The organism is Lelliottia jeotgali, assembly GCF_016771845.1.
GTDB classification, from domain to species: Bacteria; Pseudomonadota; Gammaproteobacteria; order Enterobacterales; family Enterobacteriaceae; genus Enterobacter; species Enterobacter jeotgali.
Map to the genome: position 1 here is coordinate 141,362 of NZ_JAENMQ010000008.1, position 19,195 is coordinate 160,556.

Annotated in this window: 17 protein-coding genes and 1 pseudogene; 13 read left to right on the forward strand and 5 right to left on the reverse strand. The window is 54.2% G+C overall.

Annotated features, from left to right (window positions below):
- Positions 1 to 78: 78 nt before the first annotated feature.
- Both JBO43_RS15635 and JBO43_RS15640 read left to right on the forward strand, forming a co-directional pair.
- The gene (locus tag JBO43_RS15635) at positions 79 to 852 is read left to right on the forward strand and encodes a GntR family transcriptional regulator (RefSeq protein ID WP_202674677.1); all 774 of its coding nucleotides are present in this window, start codon (positions 79 to 81) and stop codon (positions 850 to 852) included.
- A complete protein-coding gene (locus JBO43_RS15640; RefSeq protein ID WP_202674678.1) occupies positions 849 to 1,325 on the forward strand; it encodes a GNAT family N-acetyltransferase in 477 nt (158 codons plus the stop codon). The genes JBO43_RS15635 and JBO43_RS15640 overlap by 4 nt, the downstream gene beginning before the upstream one ends.
- Here the strand turns inward: JBO43_RS15640 and galR are convergent.
- Positions 1,286 to 2,302 carry an HTH-type transcriptional regulator GalR gene (gene galR, locus JBO43_RS15645; protein WP_103949211.1) on the reverse strand — a complete coding sequence of 339 codons (1,017 nt, stop codon included), beginning with the start codon at positions 2,300 to 2,302 and terminating at the stop codon, positions 1,286 to 1,288. The two genes, JBO43_RS15640 and galR, sit on opposite strands and share 40 nt — an antisense overlap.
- 625 nt (positions 2,303 to 2,927) lie before the next feature.
- Here galR and aas point away from each other — a divergent pair.
- Positions 2,928 to 5,087 (forward strand): bifunctional acyl-ACP--phospholipid O-acyltransferase/long-chain-fatty-acid--ACP ligase, encoded by a 2,160-nt coding sequence (gene aas, locus JBO43_RS15650; RefSeq protein ID WP_202674679.1) that lies wholly within the window; start codon positions 2,928 to 2,930, stop codon positions 5,085 to 5,087.
- On the forward strand, positions 5,080 to 6,273 hold the full coding sequence (gene lplT, locus JBO43_RS15655) for a lysophospholipid transporter LplT (RefSeq protein ID WP_095283214.1): 1,194 nt from the start codon (positions 5,080 to 5,082) through the stop codon (positions 6,271 to 6,273). The genes aas and lplT overlap by 8 nt, the downstream gene beginning before the upstream one ends.
- Positions 6,274 to 6,374: 101 nt before the next feature.
- On the opposite strand, the gene JBO43_RS15660 is transcribed toward lplT, so the two are convergent.
- From JBO43_RS15660 to JBO43_RS23010, 4 genes and pseudogenes are all read right to left on the reverse strand, one after another.
- On the reverse strand, positions 6,375 to 7,415 hold the full coding sequence (locus tag JBO43_RS15660; RefSeq protein WP_095283213.1) for an NADP(H)-dependent aldo-keto reductase: 1,041 nt from the start codon (positions 7,413 to 7,415) through the stop codon (positions 6,375 to 6,377).
- 132 nt (positions 7,416 to 7,547) lie between these two features.
- Complete coding sequence (locus JBO43_RS15665) at positions 7,548 to 7,766, reverse strand: YgdI/YgdR family lipoprotein (protein WP_095283212.1); 219 nt, start codon at positions 7,764 to 7,766, stop codon at positions 7,548 to 7,550.
- Positions 7,767 to 7,888: 122 nt separating this feature from the next.
- Complete coding sequence (gene mutH, locus JBO43_RS15670) at positions 7,889 to 8,587, reverse strand: DNA mismatch repair endonuclease MutH (RefSeq protein WP_095283211.1); 699 nt, start codon at positions 8,585 to 8,587, stop codon at positions 7,889 to 7,891.
- Between the two features lie 152 nt (positions 8,588 to 8,739).
- A pseudogene (locus tag JBO43_RS23010) lies at positions 8,740 to 8,817 on the reverse strand (hypothetical protein); the annotation flags it as partial.
- A 454-nt stretch (positions 8,818 to 9,271) separates the two neighbouring features.
- On the opposite strand from JBO43_RS23010, the gene rppH reads away from it, so the two are divergent.
- From rppH to recC, 9 genes are all read left to right on the forward strand, one after another.
- Positions 9,272 to 9,802, forward strand: coding sequence for an RNA pyrophosphohydrolase (rppH, locus tag JBO43_RS15680; RefSeq protein ID WP_095283210.1), 531 nt, complete (start codon positions 9,272 to 9,274; stop codon positions 9,800 to 9,802).
- A 12-nt stretch (positions 9,803 to 9,814) separates the two neighbouring features.
- Positions 9,815 to 12,061 (forward strand): phosphoenolpyruvate--protein phosphotransferase, encoded by a 2,247-nt coding sequence (ptsP, locus tag JBO43_RS15685; protein ID WP_202674680.1) that lies wholly within the window; start codon positions 9,815 to 9,817, stop codon positions 12,059 to 12,061.
- Between the two features lie 158 nt (positions 12,062 to 12,219).
- A complete protein-coding gene (gene lgt, locus JBO43_RS15690; RefSeq protein ID WP_095283208.1) occupies positions 12,220 to 13,092 on the forward strand; it encodes a prolipoprotein diacylglyceryl transferase in 873 nt (290 codons plus the stop codon).
- Between the two features lie 6 nt (positions 13,093 to 13,098).
- Positions 13,099 to 13,893, forward strand: a complete 795-nt coding sequence (gene thyA, locus JBO43_RS15695) for a thymidylate synthase (protein ID WP_202674681.1) — start codon at positions 13,099 to 13,101, stop codon at positions 13,891 to 13,893.
- A gap of 184 nt (positions 13,894 to 14,077) precedes the next feature.
- Positions 14,078 to 14,539, forward strand: coding sequence for a prepilin peptidase-dependent protein (locus JBO43_RS15700; protein WP_103946586.1), 462 nt, complete (start codon positions 14,078 to 14,080; stop codon positions 14,537 to 14,539).
- Positions 14,533 to 15,093 carry a prepilin peptidase-dependent protein gene (locus JBO43_RS15705; RefSeq protein ID WP_103949214.1) on the forward strand — a complete coding sequence of 187 codons (561 nt, stop codon included), beginning with the start codon at positions 14,533 to 14,535 and terminating at the stop codon, positions 15,091 to 15,093. The genes JBO43_RS15700 and JBO43_RS15705 overlap by 7 nt, the downstream gene beginning before the upstream one ends.
- A complete protein-coding gene (locus tag JBO43_RS15710) occupies positions 15,090 to 15,491 on the forward strand; it encodes a DUF2509 family protein (protein ID WP_202674682.1) in 402 nt (133 codons plus the stop codon). The genes JBO43_RS15705 and JBO43_RS15710 overlap by 4 nt, the downstream gene beginning before the upstream one ends.
- Positions 15,476 to 15,799, forward strand: coding sequence for a prepilin-type N-terminal cleavage/methylation domain-containing protein (locus tag JBO43_RS15715; protein WP_095283203.1), 324 nt, complete (start codon positions 15,476 to 15,478; stop codon positions 15,797 to 15,799). The genes JBO43_RS15710 and JBO43_RS15715 overlap by 16 nt, the downstream gene beginning before the upstream one ends.
- A 12-nt stretch (positions 15,800 to 15,811) precedes the next feature.
- Positions 15,812 to 19,186, forward strand: a complete 3,375-nt coding sequence (gene recC, locus JBO43_RS15720) for an exodeoxyribonuclease V subunit gamma (protein WP_202674683.1) — start codon at positions 15,812 to 15,814, stop codon at positions 19,184 to 19,186.
- The last annotated feature ends 9 nt before the right edge of the window (positions 19,187 to 19,195 follow it).

Consider the following 19,195-nt stretch of genomic DNA (forward strand, 5'->3'; position numbering starts at 1 on the left):
TCTGGTAAAATAGCCGCAAAACTGGCCGGGAGGATGCCCGGCCCGCGCGTCAACTTAACCGTCAGTACAGGTGAAATCGTGGAGAAGGCCGTCGTTCCGCCAGAGAAAAAACAGTATCAGGAAATTGGCGATGATCTGCGCACGCAAATCATCGAAGGTCACTATCCTGTGGGATCACGTCTACCGCCTGAGCGCAATATTGCCGAGACTTACGGCGTCAGCCGCACCATTGTGCGTGAAGCCTTACTCATGCTGGAGTTGCAGGGCACCGTGGATATTCGCCAGGGGTCCGGCGTGTACGTGATGCGTATCCCGGAAGAGCACGAAAACGAGGAGGAGCGCTTCTTAAACAGCGACGTCGGCCCGTTTGAAATTTTGCAGGCGCGCCAACTGCTCGAAAGCAACATTGCGGCCTTTGCCGCGAAAATGGCGAACCGCGCGGATATCGACAACCTGCGCCGCATCATCGAGCAGGAACAACGCGCGATTGCCGCTGACGATAACAGCCAGGATAACAACAAGATGTTCCATCTGGTGCTGGCCGGGGCGACGCAAAATCAAATGCTGCTGGCGACCGTCGAGAGCGTCTGGCATCACATGGACAGCAGCCCGCTGTGGCAGCAATTTAACGTTCATATCGCCAGCCGGGCGTATCGCCTGAAATGGCTCGGCGATCGCCAGACCATTCTGGCAGCCCTGCGTCGCCGTGACGTGATGGGCGCGTGGCAAGCTATGTTCCAGCACCTGGAAAACGTCAAAAAAAGTCTGCTGGAATTGTCCGACGAAGATGCGCCGGATTTCGACGGCTATCTTTTTGAATCGGTTCCTCTCTTTCAGGGGAAACTGGTGTGAAAATCCTTCCGCTTTATACCGTTCCCCATCACGCTGAGCGTGTCACCGACTGGCTGTGGCAAGAATTTGGCGACGGATTACCGCGTGAGTTTTTTGCCAGCGTCATCGAGCACAGCCAAAAACCGGACGCGTTGCCGCTGACGTTTGTGGCGGTCGACGGCGAACAGCTGCTAGGAACCGTGGGATTATGGCGCTGTGACTTGATAACGCGTCAGGATCTGTTCCCGTGGCTGGCCGCGCTCTACGTAGACGTTGCCGCGCGCGGAAAAGGTCTGGCCGGGCAATTGCAGGAACATGTGATGGCGTACGCCGCGAAGGCCGGATATTCCGAGCTACATCTCTGGTCCGCCTGCCGCGACTTTTACGAACGCTATGGCTGGCAGTACATCGGCGATGCGCTGGAATACCCGAATAAAACCGTCCATCTGTATCGCTATTCGCTGACCGACTCCGCAGGTGTCACTACCGAGTGACGGCGGACCAGCGTTGGGCTGAACAGATGAGTGATATCCGGCGGTGGACGTTTGTCGGCGAGCGCTAGCGCCAGTTCGGCAGCCTGCGTCGCCATTGTTACGATAGGATATCGCACGGTGGTCAGGCGCGGGCGCACGTAGCGAGCCACCAGTACATCATCAAAGCCAATCAATGAAATTTCGGCCGGTACGTCGATGCCATTATCGTTAAGCACACCCATTGCACCAGCGGCCATCGAGTCGTTATAACAAGCCACGGCAGTAAAATTACGTCCACGTCCTAGCAATTCCGTCATCGCTTGCTCGCCGCCGCTCTCGTCCGGCTCACCGTACGTCACCAGACGATCGTTGCACGGCAGGCCGCTTTCACGCAGGGCGTCGTAATAGCCGCGCAGCCTGTCTTCGGCGTCGGAAATCTGATGGTTTGAACACAGGTAGCCAATGCGCGTATGGCCCTGCTGAATCAGATGTCGCGTGGCAAGCCAGGCACCGTAGCGATCGTCAAGGGCCACACAGCGTTTTTCATAGCCAGGAATTATGCGGTTAATCAACACCATGCCGGGGATTTGCTTCATCAGATGCAGCAGTTCTTCATCGGGCAGCACTTTTGCGTGAACCACCAGCGCCGCACAGCGATGACGGATCAGCTGTTCAATGGCCTGACGCTCTTTTTGTTCGTTGTGGTAGCCATTGCCAATCAGCAAAAAATTACCGGTCTGGTACGCCACCTGTTCTACTGCTTTTACCATCGCCCCGAAAAAGGGGTCAGAAACGTCGCCGACCACTAACCCGACGGTTTCAGTCGATTGTTGCGCCAGTGCGCGCGCGTTGGCGTTGGGATGATAGTTCAGAGTTTCCATTGCACTCTGCACGGCCTGACGGGAAGCGTCGCTGGCTTTCGGTGAATTGTTAATGACGCGAGAAACGGTCGCTACAGAAACACCAGACAGACGGGCCACATCCTTAATTGTCGCCATTTAATACCTTCTTTTAGGGGTAAGCGGTTACACACACAACAGTGTTGCGGAAAAGCGAGGCGTGTTCAAGGGCAGCCGCCGAAAGCCAGTCACAAACGTGACGCAGAACATGGGAAATCAGTGTAATCGTTACACGGATAAGCGTGTCAGAATAATGTCAAATTGAACCTTTAGTTACACTTTGCGGCAGGCTGTTGCGATTGTCCGCTGGTGGAGAATGTGAACAGATTGCTACAGTCGAGATCCCAGAGGTATTGATAGGTGAAATCAGCTCCGGTTGATTAACACGAATTACACCAACCTGCGTCCATACGCAGGTTTTTTTTGTCTGTAACTTCAATCTGTAACAGCAATCGAGAATATTCACACCTGGTTGCACTTAGGCTCAATCGCTTGCGTTTTCCCACTGGCGAAGCGGGTAGCCAGCAGCCACAATCAAGATCCCAGAGGTATTGATTGGTGAGAATTCTTAGTACGGTTTCGTACTCATCTCTTGCACCAGCCTGCGCGGATGCGCAGGTTTTTTTTCGCCTGAAATACGCTATCACTCCTCCCGCCTGCACTTCTCGTGTAATCTGCCACAATTTAGCGTAACCCTAAAAATTAACAGGCAAAGGGAGTTGAAATGCTATTCGGGTTCTTCCGCACCTTGTTTCGTATCCTCTTTCGCGTCCGCCTGACGGGTGACACTCAGTCACTGAACGGCGATCGTGTGCTCATTACCCCAAACCATGTTTCCTTTATCGACGGCGTTTTGCTGGCGCTTTTCCTGCCTGGTCGCCCGGTATTTGCGGTCTACAGCTCGATTAGCCAGAAATGGTTTATGCGGTGCCTTGCGCCGCTGATTGATTTTGTTCCGCTCGATCCCACCAAACCAATGATGATCAAACATCTGGTGCGCCTGATTGAACAGGGGCGTCCGGTCGTTATTTTCCCGGAAGGACGTCTCACCGTGACCGGCTCGCTGATGAAAATCTACGACGGCGCGGGTTTTGTTGCGGCAAAATCCAAAGCTACCGTGGTGCCGCTGCGGATCGAAGGCGCAGAGCTGACGTATTTCAGCCGCCTTAAAGGGCTGGTGAAACAACGTCTGTTCCCGCAAATCACACTCCACATTCTGCCGCCGACAACGCTGCCGATGCCTGAAGCACCGCGTGCGCGGGATCGCCGTAAAATGGCGGGTGAAATGCTCCATCAAATCATGATGGAAGCGCGTATGGCCGTGCGCCCACGCGAAACCTTATATGAAGCGTTGCTCTCTGCGCAGGATCGTTTTGGCGCGAAGAAAAACTGCGTCGAAGACATCAACTTTATCCCGGACACCTACCGCAAGCTGCTGACCAAGACGCTGTTTGTTGGCCGTATTCTGGAAAAATATAGCCAGCAGGGGGAAAAAATTGGTCTGATGTTACCTAACGCAGGGATCAGCGCGGCGGTAATTTTCGGGGCCGTTTCGCGCGGGCGAATCCCGGCGATGATGAACTACACGGCGGGCGTCAAAGGGCTGACCAGTGCGATAACGGCGGCTGAGATCAAAACGATTTTCACCTCGCGCAAGTTCCTCGATAAGGGCAAGCTCTGGCATCTGCCGGAACAGCTCAAGCAGGTGCGTTGGGTATTCCTGGAAGATCTGAAAGCTGACGTCACCCTCGCCGATAAGCTGTGGATTTTTGCCCATCTGCTGGCGCCGTATCTGGCGCAGGTGAAACAACAGCCGGAAGATGCGGCCATTATTTTGTTCACCTCGGGCTCTGAAGGCCATCCGAAGGGCGTTGTCCATTCTCATAAAAGCATTCTGGCAAACGTCGAGCAGATCAAAACCATTGCGGACTTCACCGCTAACGACCGCTTTATGTCGGCGCTGCCGCTTTTCCACTCTTTCGGCCTGACGGTCGGACTGTTCACGCCGCTGTTTACGGGCGCGGAAGTGTTCCTTTATCCCAGCCCGCTGCACTATCGCATCGTGCCGGAGCTGGTCTATGACCGCAACTGTACGGTGCTTTTCGGGACGTCAACCTTCCTTGGCAACTACGCGCGCTTCGCTAATCCCTATGATTTCTTCCGCGTGCGTTACGTGGTGGCGGGGGCGGAAAAACTGCAGGACAGTACCCGACAAATCTGGCAAGACAAATTTGGTCTGCGCATTCTTGAGGGCTACGGCGTAACGGAGTGTGCGCCTGTGGTGTCGATTAACGTACCGATGGCCGCGAAGCCCAATACGGTCGGGCGCATTTTGCCGGGGATGGATGCACGCCTGCTGGCGGTGCCGGGTATTGAAGACGGCGGTCGTTTACAGCTCAAAGGGCCGAACGTGATGAACGGCTATCTGCGGGTGGAAAACCCAGGTGTGCTCGAAGCACCGACGGCGGAGAATGCGCAGGGCGAAGTGGAAACTGGCTGGTATGACACCGGCGATATCGTGCGTTTTGATGAGCAGGGCTTTGTACAAATCAAAGGGCGAGCTAAACGCTTTGCCAAAATTGCCGGGGAGATGGTTTCGCTGGAAATGGTGGAACAGCTGGCGACGGCGGTCTCGGCTGACAAAATGCATGCCACGGCGATCAAGAGTGATGCCAGCAAAGGTGAAGCGCTGGTGCTCTTTACCACCGACAGCGATCTCAAACGCGAACACCTTCTGCACTATGCTCGTGAGCATGGCATTCCAGAGTTGGCCGTGCCGCGCGATATTCGTTATCTGAAACAGTTGCCGGTGCTGGGCAGTGGTAAACCCGATTTTGTCGCGCTGAAAGGCATGGTTGATGAGGCGGAACAGCATAATGCGTGAGTCAGTACACACTAACACTTCCTTGTGGTCGAAGGGCATGATGGCGGTGACCAGCGCCCAGTTCCTGTCGGCGTTTGGTGATAACGCGTTGCTGTTTGCCACGCTGGCGCTGCTGAAAGCCGAGTTCTACCCGGACTGGAGTCAGCCGATCCTGCAAATGGTGTTTGTGGGCGCTTACATCATTTTCGCGCCGTTTGTTGGGCAGGTGGCGGACAGTTTCCCGAAAGGTCGGGTGATGATGTTTGCCAACAGCCTCAAACTGCTGGGCGCGGCGAGTATCTGTTTTGGCTTTAACCCGTTTATTGGCTACACACTGGTGGGGATCGGCGCGGCAGCTTATTCCCCGGCGAAGTACGGCATTCTGGGCGAGCTGACCACTGGCGACAAGCTGGTGAAAGCCAACGGTCTGATGGAATCCTCGACCATTGCGGCGATTCTCTTAGGTTCCGTTGCGGGCGGCGTGTTGGCAGACTGGCATGTGCTGGCAGCGCTCGGCGTGTGCGCGCTGGTGTACGCGGGCGCGGTGGTGGCAAACCTGTTTATCCCTACGCTGCCAGTGGCCCGTCCGGGGCAATCCTGGCGCTTTACGCCTATGACGGCCAGCTTCTTCAATGCCTGCCGCGTGCTGTGGCGTAACGGCGAAACGCGTTTCTCGCTGATGGGGACCAGCATGTTCTGGGGGGCTGGCGTGACGCTGCGTTTCCTGCTGGTGCTGTGGGTGCCAACAGCGCTGGGAATTACCGATAATGCTACGCCAACGTATCTGAATGCGATGGTGGCTGTGGGTATTGTGGTCGGGGCGGGTGCGGCGGCGAAGCTGGTCACGCTTGAAACCGTCGCGCGCTGTATGCCCGCAGGCATTTTGATAGGCGTCGGCGTGCTGTTCTTCTCCCTGCAACATGCGCTGCTACCGGCTTACGTGCTGCTGATCCTGATTGGTATGCTGGGTGGTTTCTTCGTCGTGCCGTTGAACGCCCTTCTGCAGGAGCGTGGCAAACAGACAGTGGGCGCGGGTAACGCGATTGCGGTGCAGAATCTCGGTGAAAACACCGCCATGTTGCTCATGCTGGGGCTTTACTCGCTGGCGGTCAAAGCGGGGCTGCCGGTGGTGGGCATTGGCGTGGGATTTGGTACGCTGTTTGCGCTGGCGATTGCCGGGCTATGGCTCTGGCAGCGTCGCCGGTAACGAATTGCCGGGTGGTGGCTTTGCCTTACCCGGCCTACAAAATCAAAACATTCACGCATCGTAGGCCCGGTAAGCGTAGCGCCACCGGGCATGACTGCGTATTACGGTGCCGGATAGGTATAAACCTGATGCACCGCTTCAATCTCCGCTAACACCTCTTCGCTTAACTCCAGATGGAAGCTTTCAACGTTGGTCTTCAACTGCTCCATTGTCGTCGCGCCCAGAAGAGTGCTGGCTACGAAAGGTTGACGACGCACAAAGGCTAATGCCATCTGCGCAGGGTCCAGGCCGTGACGTTTTGCAATATCGACATACGCCGCGACGGCTTTCTGCGTCTGCTCGCCGCTGTAACGGGTAAAGCGGCTAAACAGCGTATTACGCGCACCCGCCGGTTTAGCACCGTTGAGGTATTTGCCAGTCAGCGTGCCAAAGCCCAGGCAGGAATAAGCCAGCAGCTCGACACCTTCATACTGAGTGACTTCGGCCAGGCCAACTTCATAGCTGCGGTTAACCAGGCTGTAGGGGTTTTGAATGGTCACAATGCGCGGCAGATCGTGTTTATCTGCCAGATGCAAATAGCGCATCACGCCAAATGCCGTTTCGTTTGAGACGCCAATGTAGCGAATTTTACCGGCGCGCTGGCATTCGGTCAGGGCTTCCAGCGTTTCAAGCAGCGTCACCACTGGCGCGCTGTCGCTCCAGGTATAGCCGAGCTTGCCAAAGCAGTTAGTCGGGCGCTGCGGCCAGTGAACCTGGTATAAATCGAGATAATCAGTTTGTAGACGCTGCAGGCTGGCATCCAGTGCGGCACGAATATTTTTGCGATCCAGAATCTGATTCGGGCGAATGCCCGCGTCGTTATTACGCGACGGGCCGCTGACTTTCGATGCCAAAACGAGTTTTTCGCGGTTGCCGCTTTTTGCCAGCCAGTTGCCAACGTAGGTTTCGGTCAGGCCCTGAGTTTCCGGGCGCGGTGGCACGGGATACATTTCTGCCACGTCAATCAGGTTGATTCCCTGGCTGATGGCGTAATCAAGTTGCGCATGGGCATCGGCTTCGCTGTTTTGTTCACCGAATGTCATCGTGCCTAACCCCAGTTGGCTTATCTCCAGAGTGCTGTGGGGGATACGGTGATAATGCATAGCCGGTTTCCTTTACTGTAAAAAATGGAGGCGTCAGGAACTTCCCGACAAAGGAATATAAACATGGCAGAGGGGAAGCAAAAGGGGAAGAGAAAAATCAAAAAGGCCAGTAAGCGACTGACCTTTATCTGTTTATCTTTCGATAATTTGTGAAACTTCGTCGCGATTAATTTGCATTTTATTACCCTGCTGATCGCTGTAGCTGACCAGTCCGGTATCGTCATCGACTTCGGGTTTGCCGTCAGTCAGTATCATTCGACCATCTTTTGTCGCCATGACGTAATCGCTACTACAACCTGAAACAGCAAACGCTAAACCGACCGCTGAGATTATCACTGCCCATTTTTTCATCGTTATCATCCTCACCTGGCTCGTATCACATCATAGTGTAGTAATAACCCGAGAATTCGTTAGGGGGAAGCAGTAAAATCTTAAATAGCAGTGGATTATGTTTGATTCAGTTCAAACTTCGCCTAAAAAGAGGTTTTCAGCAAAAAGTGGCGAGCCAGCAATGCGCCGGTAAAGTTCTTTTTCAAATAAAAGCCGCGTGGCAGTGTAAGGATGGGTTCGCCATGCGCGCCGATCGCCTCCGTCAGCGCCTTGCTGTTGGCCGCTTTTGGGCGTAACTGCATCACTTCGCCGTGGCGTGCAGTAATGCGCTCCACTTGCCCAAGCACGATCATATCCATTAATTCCTCCCAGTCCTGCGAAAGCTGCCGTTCTTCCTCTTCGTCAGGGCTCCATAGCAGCGGTGAACCTACACGACGTTCTGCAAGAGGAATGCTTCTTTCGCCTTCAATCGGCACCCATAAAACGCGCTTGAGTTTGTGCCGCACGTGGCTCGTTTCCCAGGTTACGCCGGTATTACCGGTTAATGGGGCGACGCAAACAAAAGTGGTTTCCAGCGGTTTACCCTGGCCATCAATGGGAATGGTCTTTAGCTCAACGCCCAGCGCGGCAAAATCCTGCTCGGGTTTACTGCCTGCACTCGCGCCCAGCCAGCGTTCCAGAAGTACGCCGATCCAGCCCTTATCCCGTTTAAGATCCTTCGGTATGGGCAAGCCAGCCATCGCGGCCAGTTCTCCGAGTGAATACCCCGCGACGCACTGCGCCTGCTGCAACAATTGCTCTTCAGTCGCGGGTGGAGAGGTGAGAGGGACCAGCGAAAGCATAAATATAAGCCTTTGATTAAAAAATGAACTGTAAAAACAGACCTTGTGGATAGAGTTTAACTATTTCTGCGGCGTTATGGCAGGTCAATGATTTATAGAGTTTTTTAGGACGAATCTGCGCATGTCTGAGAACAGGTAAATAAGGTTGTTCAAAACTGGTCACTGACAATGAACAGGATCTTACACCATGTTATCCACAGAAAAGTGGGATAACTGGGAATAACCCCCACTACTGTTTCGATTTACAGCCTTGACGCGCGGCGAAAATCGAATTTTCACACAATTTGTGTCTAAGTTATTGGCACAATCTGTGGATAAAACCGACGCTGCTCGATCTTTCATCAGTGTCAGGATCTCTTGTGTGATGATCATCACGTTATGGAACGCAATGCACAATAATTGGCGTCTAATGCAATGAAATATAACATGTTGTCGCTATTCTATTTTGGGTGGCAATTATCAGCCAGAAATGTTGTCCAGCGGTAATTCCATACTTCTTCACAAGGATATCCACAGAAAAAGTGAATAAAATGGCCTTCCGGCGAGGTCGTCTGTTTATAACTTGAGTGAAAATTGTGAGTTATTCAAATGTTATTCGTTCACAGGCCTGCAAGAGAGTGGTTTACCGCCTCTCAGGAGTATGAAACAATCGATCATATATAAGGTTTAGTTTGAGGTAGTCCGGTGATTGATGACGATGGCTACCGCCCGAACGTAGGTATCGTAATTTGTAATCGTCAGGGCCAGGTTATGTGGGCAAGACGGTATGGTCAGCACTCCTGGCAATTCCCGCAAGGCGGGATCAATCCTGGAGAGTCCCCAGAACAAGCGATGTATCGGGAGCTGTTCGAAGAAGTCGGCTTAAGCCGAAAAGATGTTCGCATCCTGGCTTCGACCCGCAACTGGTTGCGTTACAAGTTACCGAAACGTTTGGTGCGTTGGGACACAAAGCCGGTTTGTATCGGCCAGAAACAGAAATGGTTTCTTCTGCAGTTGGTGAGCAACGATTCGGAAATCAATATGCAAACCAGCAGTACGCCAGAGTTCGATGGCTGGCGCTGGGTGAGCTACTGGTATCCCGTTCGTCAGGTCGTGTCGTTTAAGCGCGATGTTTACCGCAGGGTGATGAAAGAATTTGCAAGTGTGGTGATTGCGTTTCAGGAGGCCCCTCCTAAACCGCAAAGCACACCTGCCTGGCGACGTAAAAGAGGTTAAGCAACGCAAATCATGCTCACCCGCTTGCGAGAAATAGTCGAAAAGGTTGCCAGTGCTCCGCGCCTCAATGAGGCGCTGGATATTCTGGTAACCGACATCTGTCTTGCGATGGAAACCGAAGTTTGTTCGGTGTATTTGGCCGACCACGATCGACGCTGTTATTACCTTATGGCGACCCGTGGGTTAAAAAAACCGCGTGGCCGCACCGTTGCGCTCGCGTTTGACGAAGGGATCGTAGGCCTCGTTGGACGGCTTGCGGAACCTATCAACCTTGCCGATGCGCAAAAACACCCCAGCTTTAAATACATCCCGTCTGTTAAAGAAGAGCGCTTTCGCGCGTTCCTTGGCGTGCCGATCATTCAGCGCCGTCAGCTTCTGGGTGTGCTGGTGGTGCAGCAGCGCGAGCTGCGGCAATTCGATGAAAGCGAAGAGTCGTTCCTCGTTACGCTGGCCACGCAAATGGCGGCGATCCTTTCCCAGTCTCAGTTAGCGGCGCTGTTCGGTCAGTATCGCCAAACGCGTATCCGTGCGCTCCCGGCGTCACCGGGTGTTGCTATTGCTGAAGGCTGGATGGACGCTACGCTACCGCTGATGGAGCAGGTGTATGAAGCCTCCACGCTGGATGCGGCCCTTGAACGCGAACGTTTAACCAGTGCGCTGGAAGAAGCCTCGAACGAGTTCCGCCGCTACAGCAAGCGATTCGCCGCCGGTGCACAGAAAGAGACGGCGGCGATTTTTGACCTTTATTCGCACCTGCTGTCCGATGCCCGCCTGCGACGCGAGCTCTTTGCCGAAGTGGACAAAGGTTCGGTGGCCGAATGGGCGGTCAAAAAAGTTATCGAGCGCTTTGCCGAGCAGTTTGCCGCACTGACGGATGGCTATCTGAAAGAGCGCGCGGGCGATCTGCGTAGCCTGGGCCAGCGTTTGCTGTTCCATCTCGACGATACCATTCAGGGCGAAAATGCCTGGCCAAAACGCTTTGTATTGGTCGCCGATGAACTGTCGGCCACCACACTTGCTGAACTGCCGCATGACCGACTGGCGGGCGTGGTGGTACGCGACGGTGCGGCCAACTCTCACGCGGCCATTATGGTGCGTGCGCTGGGTATTCCTACCGTCATGGGGGCCGATATTCAGCCTTCAGTCCTGCAACGACGCACCCTGGTGGTGGATGGTTATCGCGGCGAGTTGCTGGTCGATCCCGAACCAGTGCTGTTGCAGGAATATCAGCGCTTAATCAGCGAAGAAAACGAACTCAGCCGTCTTGCCGAAGACGACGTTGACCTGCCTGCGCAGCTGAAAAGCGGCGAGCGAGTTAAGGTTATGCTCAACGCGGGCCTCAGCCCGGCCCATGAAGAGAAACTTGGTAGTCGCATCGACGGTATTGGTCTGTATCGCACTGAAATTCCTTTTATGTTGCAAAGCGGCTTCCCTTCCGAGGAGGAGCAGGTGGCGCAGTATCAGGGGATGCTGCAGATGTTTAACGACAAACCGGTCACCCTGCGAACGCTGGATGTGGGGGCCGATAAACAGCTGCCGTACATGCCGATCAGTGAAGAAAACCCATGTCTGGGCTGGCGTGGGATTCGTATTACGCTCGATCAGCCGGAGATTTTCCTGGTGCAGGTGCGCGCTATGCTGCGTGCGAATGCAGCCACGGGCAATCTCAGTATTCTCCTGCCGATGGTCACCAGTCTCGACGAAATCGACGAGGCGCGTCGACTCATCGAGCGTGCTGGCCGCGAAGTGGAAGAGATGATCGGTTATGCGATCCCAAAACCGCGTCTGGGCGTGATGCTCGAAGTCCCTTCGATGGTCTTTATGCTGCCACAGCTGGCAACCCGAGTAGACTTCATCTCGGTCGGCACTAACGACCTGACGCAGTACATTCTGGCGGTTGATCGTAACAACACACGTGTGGCGAGTATTTACGATAGCCTCCATCCCGGCATGCTGCGCGCGCTGGCGATGATTGCCCGTGACGCTGAACTGTACGGCATCGACCTGCGGCTGTGCGGCGAAATGGCCGGGGACTCCATGTGTGTGGCGATCCTGATTGGTCTTGGCTTCCACCATCTGTCGATGAACGGCCGCTCGGTGGCGCGCGTGAAATACCTGCTGCGTCATATCGAAATTGAAGATGCGCAGGAGCTGGCAAAACGCAGCCTTGAGGCACAGCTGGCGACGGAAGTCCGTCATCAGGTTGCCGCGTTTATGGAACGTCGCGGTATGGGCGGTTTAATCCGTGGTGGCCGCTAGGTTTTGCCCCATTCCCTATACGAATCTTTTACAAGTGAGGCGCAACCTCCGCGCCTGCCTTGTGCTATGATTCGCAACTTTGGAGCGTTGGTTAACCCTGCGCGCGTCTCTTTTTCGCTGTCCACTTTCAGCGGAATAACAACATCTTGTGGTGACAGATGAACAGTGGTTATCTGCATTTTCCGGAATTTGATCCGGTCATTTTCTCAGTTGGTCCCGTTGCACTTCACTGGTACGGTCTTATGTACCTGGTGGGCTTCATCTTTGCCATGTGGCTTGCGGGCCGCCGTGCCGGCCGTCCGGGCAGCGGATGGACCAAAAACGAAGTTGAAAACTTGCTGTATGCAGGCTTCCTCGGCGTGTTCCTTGGCGGGCGTATCGGCTATGTGCTGTTCTACAACTTCCCAATCTTCTTAAACGATCCACTCTATCTGTTCCGCGTATGGGACGGCGGCATGTCCTTCCACGGCGGCCTAATCGGTGTGATCCTGGTGATGGTGATTTTCGCCAAACGCACCAAACGCAACTTCTTCCAGGTGGCTGATTTTATTGCTCCGCTGATCCCGTTTGGCCTTGGCGCTGGGCGTCTGGGTAACTTTATTAACGGTGAATTGTGGGGCCGTGTGGACCCGAGCGTCTCCTGGACGATGCTGTTCCCGAACTCACGTGCTGAAGACATCGCGCTGCTGCCGTCGCACCCTGAATGGCAGTCTATCTTCGACACCTACGGCTCGCTGCCGCGCCACATGTCCCAGCTGTATGAGCTGGCCCTGGAAGGCGTTGTACTGTTCATCATTCTGAATCTCTATATTCGCAAACCGCGTCCGATGGGGTCGGTCTCTGGTCTGTTCCTGATTGGCTATGGCGCGTTCCGTATCATCGTTGAATTCTTCCGCCAGCCGGATCAGCAGTTCACCGGCGAATGGGTACAGTACATCAGCATGGGGCAGATTCTCTCTATCCCAATGATTGTCGCGGGTGTCATCATGATGATTTGGGCGTATCGTCGTCCACAGCAACAGCTTTCCTGAGGAACCATGAAACAGTATCTTGAACTGATGAAAAAAGTGCTTGATGAGGGCACGCCAAAAAACGATCGTACCGGCACCGGAACGCTCTCCATTTTTGGCCACCAGATGCGCTTTAACCTGCAGGAAGGTTTTCCACTGGTGACAACCAAGCGCTGTCATTTGCGCTCGATCATTCATGAACTGCTCTGGTTCTTGCAAGGTGATACCAATGTGGCGTATCTGCACGAAAACAACGTCTCTATCTGGGACGAATGGGCAGATGAAAACGGCAATCTGGGCCCGGTGTACGGAAAACAATGGCGCGCGTGGCCAACGCCAGATGGCCGTCATATCGACCAAATCACCACGGTATTGAACCAGCTGAAAAACGATCCCGACTCGCGTCGGATTATCGTCTCAGCCTGGAACGTCGGCGAGCTGGACAAAATGGCATTGGCGCCTTGCCATGCTTTCTTCCAGTTCTATGTGGCTGACGGCAAGCTGTCTTGCCAGCTTTACCAGCGCTCTTGCGATGTGTTCCTCGGTCTGCCGTTTAACATCGCCAGCTACGCCCTACTGGTACATATGATGGCGCAGCAGTGCGATCTTGAGGTCGGTGATTTTGTCTGGACCGGTGGTGATACCCACCTTTACAGCAATCACATGGAACAGACGCACCTTCAGCTGACCCGCGAACCGCGTGCGTTGCCGAAGCTGGTTATCAAGCGTAAGCCGGAATCCCTTTTCGACTACCGCTTCGACGATTTCGAGATTGAAGGCTACGACCCGCATCCTGGTATTAAAGCTCCTGTCGCTATCTGATAAGACCCATCCTCACACAGCCGGTGCTTTTTAGCGCCGGTTTTTTTTGCCTGAATTTAGCTTTTACGAGCCTCTATCCAGCGTATTTGCAACGTTATGCAACGGAGAATACTTCTCTGAAAGCGCCTCGTAACTTCCTATTTATCCATTCGTTTTTTCTCGCCAGCCTCGCCACACTGCTGGCATGAAAACAGAACTCGGCTTTACGCTCATCGAAACCCTGATGGCAATTTTGCTTGTCGTAATTCTCAGCGCGACAGGGTTGTCTGGCTGGCAAAGCTGGCAACATCAGCAGCGCCTCTGGCAAACCGCACTCCAGGTACGGGATTACCTCGTACAGTTGCGCTATGACGCCAATGGGCATAACCGGGAGCATCTCATCATGTTGAAAAATGACGGTGAAAGCTGGTGTCTGCTGACGACGAAAATCACGGATTGTCAGACAGGCAATTATCTTGTTCTCAAGCGGCAATGGCCGGAGGTCATCATTGCGGAGCTAACGCCTTCGCTCGCGTTTTATGGGTTACGAGATACTGCCTGGCCTGGGCGAATACGCATCAAAAGCCCGGCGGGGGAATGGCTCGTTATCGTTTCGAACACTGGGCGCATCAGGATGTGCAACAGCACAGGGAAGGGAACATGCTAAATCAGCGCGGTTTCTCGCTAACAGAGGTGCTTATTGCTATGGCGATCAGCAGTATTTTGCTGCTCAGCACCGCGCGTTTTCTGCCGGGATTACAGCGCGCGATGTTGATGCAGGGACAACAGCAAAGGCTGGAAGAGGAGGTCTGGCTGAGAGTCAATGCTTTAGGTAAACAACTTCAAAGGGCCGGATTTTGTAGCGGGCTTTGCCAGGGGCTGGCGCTGACGATAGGTAGGCAGGGAAGTTGCGTGATTGTGCAATGGGACGCCAACAGTAATGGTCGCTGGGAAACAACGCCTTCGTCAGAAGCCGAACAAACGGGGTTTCGCCTGGAAGGTGGGGCGCTTGAAACTCAGCGTGGGGCTACAAGCTGCGAGGGCAAAGGCTGGGAAAAACTGACCGAGCCTGAAAGCCTCTGGGTGACACGATTCTCAGTAAGCAAAACCGAGCATCCCGGTTTCTCGCCTGAGCTAGATATCGAACTGGCCGCGGCCACACCAGGCCGGCTCAACGAGCCATTTCAGGCAACCTGGCGTGTAACGGGATTCAACCTGTGAAGCGTCAGCTTGGGATGTCATCGCTTGCACTGGTCCTGTTGCTGCTTGTGATCGGCACGCTGATTCTGACCGGCCTTAATCAACAGCTCGATGCCTTTGCTCGGATAGTCAGCAGTGAACGTCGGTCAATTTTACAACATGCCATGACACAGTCCGCGCTGGAGTGGGGGCGGAACCAACTCTGGCCAACAGTACCCGACATCCAGTGCCGTCAGGCGTTGCAAGGACGTGTCTGCCTGAAAGTACTCGGAGACAATCGCGTCCTGCTGATCGCGGGTAGCAGCGAGCTTTTGTTATGGCGTGGTGGAGCCATCCAGGAGGGGAGAGTGGTTTTCTCCCCACACGGCTGGAGCGACTTCTGCCCACTGAAGGAGGCTGCACTGTGTCAACTTCCTTAGTCCGCCAAAGGGGTTTTAGTCTGATGGAAGTGCTGTTAGCCATGATGCTGCTGGTGATAATAATCACTGCGCTGTCCGGATATCATCGGGCGCTGGCACTGCGTTTTAGTGTTTTCAATCAGTATCGCCAGCTATGGCACTATGCCTGGAATCAGGCGCAATTGTCGGCTGATGCATTACCTGATGGCTGGCGGGTAAACCGGGTGCAGACAACGCAGGCGGGATGTGTCAGCATCACGGTCACAATTATTTCTCCTTTGGGGCGGCAGGGCCAGATGACAAACCTGCATTGCCCGCTTAGCCAGTAATCGGGAGCGCTTATGTTAAGGGTCTATCACTCAAATCGTCTGGATGTGCTGGAAGCGCTGATGGAATTTATCGTCGAGCGTGAACACCCAGCCGATCCCTTTGAGCCAGAAATGGTGCTGGTTCAAAGCACGGGTATGGCTCAGTGGCTGCAAATGTCCCTGGCGCAAAAGTTCGGTATTGCGGCAAATATCGAATTCCCACTCCCGGCAAGTTTCATCTGGGAAATGTTTGTCCGCGTTCTGCCAGAAATCCCTAAAAAGAGTGAATTTAACAAACAAAGCATGAGCTGGAAGTTAATGTCGCTGCTGCCAGATATGCTGGCGAGCGATGAGTTTGCCATGTTGCGCCACTACCTCAGCGACGATACGGATAAACGCAAACTGTTCCAGTTGGCTTCTCGTACTGCGGACCTTTATGACCAGTATCTGGTTTATCGCCCGGATTGGCTGACACGATGGGAAGCGGGAGCGCTTGTAGACGGCCTGCCTGAAGCGCAAATCTGGCAAGCACCGCTGTGGAAAGCGCTGGTGGAGCATACGGCAAAACTGGGGCAACCGCAGTGGCACCGTGCCAACCTGTATGAGCGCTTTATCTCGACGCTGGAAACAGCCTCTGAACCGCCTGCCGGGTTGCCGTCGCGTGTGTTTATCTGCGGGATTTCAGCTTTACCACCGGTTTACCTGAATGCTCTAAAAGCCCTGGGGAAACACGTCGATATCCACATTCTGTTTACCAACCCATGTCGCCATTACTGGGGCGATATTCAGGACCCTAAATGGCTCGCGCGACTTGTTGCCCGCCAGAGACGGCGGATCTTTGAAGACCGCGCCATCCCACTTTTCAAAGATAGCGATAATGCTGCGCAGCTTTTCGACGAAGAAGGTATCCAGGACTTACCAAATCCGCTACTGGCCTCCTGGGGAAAACTAGGCCGTGACTACATCCACATGCTGTCTGATATTTCCTCATCGGGCGAGGGCGACGTGGATGCTTTTGCAGAGATCACGCCGGACAGCCTGCTGCACAACGTACAGCTCGATATTCTCGACCTTGATAATCGCGCCATCGCGGGTATAACCGCAGAGGAATTTGCTCGCAGCGACAAAAAACGACGACTGGATCCTGAGGATCGCAGCGTTACCGTGCATGTATGTCACAGCCCGCAGCGCGAAGTCGAAGTACTTCATGACAAATTGCTGGCGATGCTGCAGGACTGCCCTGAACTGACGCCGCGCGATATTGTGGTCATGGTGGCGGATATCGACAGCTACAGTCCGTTTATTCAGGCCGTATTCGGCAGTGCCACTGGCGATCGCTACCTCCCGTACGCCGTTTCTGACCGTCGGGCACGCCAGTCACATCCGGCTTTGCAGGCCTTTCTCAGCCTGCTTGCTCTGCCGGACAGTCGCTTTATTTCTGAAGACGTACTGGCGCTTCTGGATGTCCCGGTGCTGGCCGCCCGCTTTAATATCGATGAAGAAGGACTGCGCTATCTGCGCCAGTGGGTGAATGAATCTGGCGTTCGCTGGGGTATCGACGATGACAACGTTCAGGAATTCGAACTCCCGCCAACCGGTCAACACACCTGGCAGTTTGGCCTGACGCGTATGCTGCTCGGGTATGCGATGGAAAGTCATCAGGGAGAGTGGAACGACGTCCTGCCTTACGATGAATCATCCGGGCTGATTGCCGAACTGGTCGGCCATCTGGCATCACTTTTAATGCAGCTAAACCGCTGGCGGCGTGAGCTGATGCAACCCCGCACTCTGGAAGCGTGGCAGCCGTTGTGCCGGGAAATGCTGAATGATTTTTTCCTGCCCGATACAGACACTGAAGCCGCAATGGCGCTTATTGAGCAGCAATGGCAGGCGATTATTGATGAGGGCATTTCGTCACATTATGGTGAAGCCATTCCCTTGTCACTGCTTCGCGATGAGCTGACGCAGCGCCTGGACCAGGAACGTATTAGCCAGCGCTTCCTCGCAGGGCCTGTCAATATTTGTACCTTAATGCCGATGCGTTCGATTCCGTTCAAGGTGGTTTGCCTGCTGGGGATGAATGACGGCGTTTATCCACGCGCCCTTGCGCCGCTGGGCTTCGATCTCATGAGTCATCAGCCAAAGCGCGGCGATCGTAGCCGACGCGACGACGACCGCTACCTCTTCCTGGAGGCGCTTATCTCGGCCCAGCAAAAGCTTTATATCAGCTATATCGGGCATTCCATTCAGGATAACAGTGAGCGCTTCCCATCAGTACTGGTGCAAGAGCTGGTGGATTACATTGGGCAAAGCCACTATCTGCCCGGTGATGAAGAGCGGAATTGCGATGAAAGCGAGCAGCGGGTAAAAAAACATATCACGCATCTCCACAGCCGTATGCCGTTCGATCCGACCAACTATGTCGACGACGAACAGCAAAGCTATGCGCGTGAATGGCTCCCCGCCGCGAGGAAAGAGGGGCAAGCCCATACGGATTTCATTCAGGAGCTTGAGCCTCTTCCGATCGAAACGCTCACCTTTGAGCAGTTGCAACGGTTTTGGGCGCACCCAGTACGCGCTTTTTTCCAGCAGCGATTGCAGGTGAGCTTCCGCTCAGAAGAGAGTGAAATTCCGGATGCAGAACCTTTCACTCTCGACGGATTAAACCGCTATCAGCTCAATCAACAGCTGCTCAATGCACTGGTCGAAGGGGAAAGCGCCCAAACGTTGTTCCGTCGCTATCGGGCTGCGGGGCAGCTACCCTACGGCGCATTTGGGGAAATCGCCTGGGACATGCAGTGTCAGGAGATGCAGGCCCTGGCTAACCGGGTAGTGGAGTGCCGACAGCCGGGTAAGAGTCTTGAAATCGATCTGACATGCAACGGTATTCAGCTAACGGGCTGGTTACAGCAGGTGCAGCAGGATGGACTTTTGCGCTGGCGTCCAGCGATGCTCAGCGTTTCACAAGGTTTGCAACTCTGGCTCGAACATCTTGTCTACATGGCGTGTGGTTACGAAGGTGAAAGCCGTTTGTTTGTGCGTAAAGACGGAGAATGGCGATTCCCGCAGATGTCCTCTGAGCAGGCCCTTGGGTATCTGGAACTGTTCATTGAAGGTTATCGGCAGGGGATGAACAAACCACTGCTGTTGCTGCCAGAAAGTGGGGGAGCATGGATAAAAACCTGTTACGACGCGCAGAATGATGCCATGTTAACGGATGACGCCACGCTGCAAAAAGCACGCAGCAAGTTTTTACAGGCGTACGAAGGGAATATGATGGTGCGTGGAGAGGGTGATGATGTCTGGTATCAGCGTTTATGGAGAACGCTGGCGCCGGAACATTTCGATGCCATTACGCACGAGGCCGAGCGCTATCTGTTACCTTTGTTTAAATTTAATCAGTCCTGATGATTGTAT

Excerpts from the sequence above, each read along its gene's own strand:
- lplT (WP_095283214.1), top strand. The coding sequence starts at position 5,080 with ATGCGTGAGTCAGTACACACTAACACTTCCTTGTGGTCGAAGGGCATG.
- mutH (WP_095283211.1), bottom strand. The coding sequence starts at position 8,587 with ATGCTTTCGCTGGTCCCTCTCACCTCTCCACCCGCGACTGAAGAGCAA.
- JBO43_RS15665 (WP_095283212.1), bottom strand. The coding sequence starts at position 7,766 with ATGAAAAAATGGGCAGTGATAATCTCAGCGGTCGGTTTAGCGTTTGCT.
- recC (WP_202674683.1), top strand. The coding sequence starts at position 15,812 with ATGTTAAGGGTCTATCACTCAAATCGTCTGGATGTGCTGGAAGCGCTG.
- JBO43_RS15700 (WP_103946586.1), top strand. The coding sequence starts at position 14,078 with ATGAAAACAGAACTCGGCTTTACGCTCATCGAAACCCTGATGGCAATT.
- aas (WP_202674679.1), top strand. The coding sequence starts at position 2,928 with ATGCTATTCGGGTTCTTCCGCACCTTGTTTCGTATCCTCTTTCGCGTC.
- galR (WP_103949211.1), bottom strand. The coding sequence starts at position 2,302 with ATGGCGACAATTAAGGATGTGGCCCGTCTGTCTGGTGTTTCTGTAGCG.
- lgt (WP_095283208.1), top strand. The coding sequence starts at position 12,220 with ATGAACAGTGGTTATCTGCATTTTCCGGAATTTGATCCGGTCATTTTC.
- thyA (WP_202674681.1), top strand. The coding sequence starts at position 13,099 with ATGAAACAGTATCTTGAACTGATGAAAAAAGTGCTTGATGAGGGCACG.
- JBO43_RS15660 (WP_095283213.1), bottom strand. The coding sequence starts at position 7,415 with ATGCATTATCACCGTATCCCCCACAGCACTCTGGAGATAAGCCAACTG.
- JBO43_RS15705 (WP_103949214.1), top strand. The coding sequence starts at position 14,533 with ATGCTAAATCAGCGCGGTTTCTCGCTAACAGAGGTGCTTATTGCTATG.
- ptsP (WP_202674680.1), top strand. The coding sequence starts at position 9,815 with ATGCTCACCCGCTTGCGAGAAATAGTCGAAAAGGTTGCCAGTGCTCCG.